This window comes from Seonamhaeicola marinus (assembly GCF_008085455.1).
Genome location: NZ_VSDQ01000394.1, coordinates 1 through 371, shown reverse-complemented (window position 1 = coordinate 371; position 371 = coordinate 1). Strand labels below are relative to the sequence as shown.

Below are 371 nucleotides of genomic sequence, written 5' to 3'. Positions count from 1 at the left end.
GTAATTCATTTAAAAAAATGTTTGCTAACTCAAAATATACCGAGCAAGTAAATGAAATGGTAAGCGCTGTTGAAGAAGAATTAAATACGTATAGCACACAAAGTTAAACATAGTCACGATGGATTTAAAAAAAATCAATGCTCCTGTTAACACAGTAACTTATGATAGAAATCAAGTAGATGAGCCTACAGACAATATCTATGAGTCTATTTCTATTATTGCTAGAAGAGCAGAACAAATTAACACAGAGATTAAAAAAGAGCTTATTGATAAGTTAGAGGAATTTGCTACTTACAATGATAGCCTTGAAGAAATCTTTGAAAATAAAGAACAAATTGAGGTTTCAAAATTCTACGAAAAATTACCTAAAC

1 protein-coding gene is annotated in these 371 nt (G+C 29.4%); it reads left to right on the top strand.

Features of this window, described 5'->3' with window-relative positions; genetic code table 11:
• Positions 1–118: 118 nt before the first annotated feature.
• Positions 119–371: DNA-directed RNA polymerase subunit omega (locus tag FUA24_RS05110; RefSeq protein ID WP_148540296.1), on the top strand; the 253-nt coding region annotated here is incomplete at its 3' end.